General features: G+C 70.7%; 2 protein-coding genes. Both read right to left on the bottom strand.

Going from position 1 to position 2,364, the window contains the following annotated elements; genetic code table 11:
- Window positions 1-323: 323 nt before the first annotated feature.
- Window positions 324-1,568: a 23S rRNA (adenine(2503)-C(2))-methyltransferase RlmN gene (gene rlmN, locus D8M35_RS16025; protein ID WP_126892703.1), complete on the bottom strand. Its 1,245-nt coding sequence runs from the start codon at window positions 1,566-1,568 to the stop codon at window positions 324-326.
- Window positions 1,569-1,609: 41 nt separating this feature from the next.
- Window positions 1,610-2,364: C40 family peptidase (locus D8M35_RS17145; protein WP_238638282.1), on the bottom strand; the 755-nt coding region annotated here is incomplete at its 5' end.

Raw genomic sequence — 2,364 nt, 5'->3', positions numbered from 1 at the left:
AGAGGGGCTGGAAGTTCGTTGCCGGGGAAGAACCGTGGCGGACAAGATCCCCAGGTGAACCCGGTGACCGTCTCGGCCGTTCCGTTCTCCGCCTCAGCGGCAACGAGTGATTACTCTACGTTCGCCCCAGCCACACCGCCAACACCACCCACATCCCGGGCGTGTCGTCCCCCGACCTCCCCGAGAACTCGCGGAAGCAAGGGTACCGGGGCCGCGGACGGACGGCTGTCCGACCGTGACGGCTCGAGCACCGACGCGACCCGGGAACGACGGGAGGCACGGTGCGTACCCGCACCGTGCCTCCCGTCCGACCGATAGTCGACTCAGACGTCCGTCTCGTCAGCCGCGGCCAACTGGCCGCACGCCCCGTCGATCTCCTTGCCGCGGGTGTCGCGCAGGGTCGTCGGCACCCCGGCAGCGTTGAGCCGACGGACGAACTCGTCCTGCACGTGGGGCTCCGACGAGGTCCAGACCGAGCCGGGCGTCGGGTTGAGCGGGATCGGGTTGACGTGGACCCAGCCCTTGCCGCGGGCGTTGAGCTTCTCGGCGAGCAGGTCGGCACGCCAGGCATGGTCGTTCATGTCCTTGATGAGCGCGTACTCGATCGAGACCCGGCGGCCGGTCTTCGCGTAGTACTCGTACGCCGCGTCGATCGCCTCGTCGGCCTTCCACCGCGAGTTCACCGGGATGAGCTCGTCGCGGAGCTCGTCGTCCGGCGCGTGCAGGGACAGCGCGAAGGTGAGCGGGATGTCCTCGTCCGCCAGCTTCTTGATCGCCGGCACCAGGCCGACGGTGGAGACCGTGATCCCGCGCGCGCTCATCCCGAGACCGTGCGGCTGCGGCGCGATCATCGTCCGGACGGCCTCGATGACCCGCTTGTAGTTCGCGAGCGGCTCCCCCATGCCCATGAAGACGATGTTCGTGACGCGCTCGGCGTCGACGCGGTCCTGCCCGCCCTTGCGCGGGTCACCACCGAGCTCACCGGCGGCGATCGCGGCGTTCGCGCGGACGATCTGCTCGATGATCTCGGCCGTCGACATGTTGCGCGTCAGGCCCGCCTGGCCGGTGGCGCAGAACGGGCAGTTCATGCCGCAGCCGGCCTGCGACGAGACGCAGAGCGTGATGCGGCCGGGGTAGCGCATGAGCACCGACTCGACCAGGGCGCCGTCGTGCAGCTTCCAGAGGAACTTGATCGTGTCGCCCTTGTCCGTCGCCAGACGCCGGGTCTCGGTGAGGAGCGGCGGCAGCATCCCCGCCACGAGTTCCTCACGCTGGGCGGCGGGCAGGTCGGTCATCGTCGCCGGGTCGGACGACCAGTGCGTGAAGTAGTGCGTCGACAGCTGCTTCGCGCGGAAGCCCGGAAGGCCGAGCTCCTTGACCTTCTCGACGCGCTCCTCGACGGTCATGTCGGCGAGGTGCACGGGCGGCTTGCCGCGCTTCGGGGACGCGAACTGCAGGAGGGGTCGGCCCGCGGAGTCCTGCGCCTGGGTCCACCCCTCGGTGCGCGGGCGCACCTGCGGACGAGCGGAGCGCTGCTCCTCGAACGGGGTGCGGGTCTCGGTGGCCATCACTCCAGTTTACGGGAGGTGCGCAACTCCCCGGGGACGCGTCACTCGCCGGCCGGCAGGAGCCGCGCGAAGTGGTGCGCGTTCGGGTACACCGGCACGATGTCCACCGGGTCGCCGGGGTGCGGCGCCTGCAGCACGATGCCGTCGCCGAGGTAGATGCCGACGTGGTCCTCGTCGTCGAACACGACGAGGTCGCCGGGCAGCGCCTCGGACTGCGGGATCGTCGTGGCGACCGCGTCCTGCGACGGCACGTAGTGCACGAGCGGGATCCCGACGGCCGCGTACGCCACCATCGTCAGTCCCGAGCAGTCGATGCCGGAGTGGCTGGCGCCGCCCTCGACGTACGGGTCCCCCATGTACTGCAGCGCCGTCGACACGATCGTGGCGCGCTTGCCACCCGCCGACAGCACCTTCGAGATCGCCGCCTCTGCCTGCTGGGTGGTGACGCCGTACTTCGTGACGATGGTCGGGTAGGACACGATCGTCGTGGTCGTCGTCATGCCGTCGGTCTGCACGACCGGCACCTCGACGTCGCGCGCGACCGTGAAGGACTGCGCGTCGTACGCGGCGATCGACGACGTCGACGTGCCGTTCGTCGTGGTCTGCGGGTCGGCGTTCGCGGGGACCGCGAGCGTCAGGGACGAGGTGACCGCGATGGCCGGTGCGAGCAGGATCGCCGCACGCTTGGCGTTGGCGGCACGACGGACGTGCCGCGGGTCGGCGGCGCGCTCGGCGCGGAGTGCGGCGGAGCGGGAGAGCACCGCGGCGCCGGCGACGGCGGTCGAGGCGACCGGGC

This window comes from Curtobacterium sp. HSID17257 (genome assembly GCF_003989515.1).
Classification (GTDB): Bacteria; Actinomycetota; Actinomycetes; order Actinomycetales; family Microbacteriaceae; genus Curtobacterium.
Note: the sequence above shows the minus strand (reverse complement) of the source record. Positions and strands in the feature narration are given on the sequence as shown.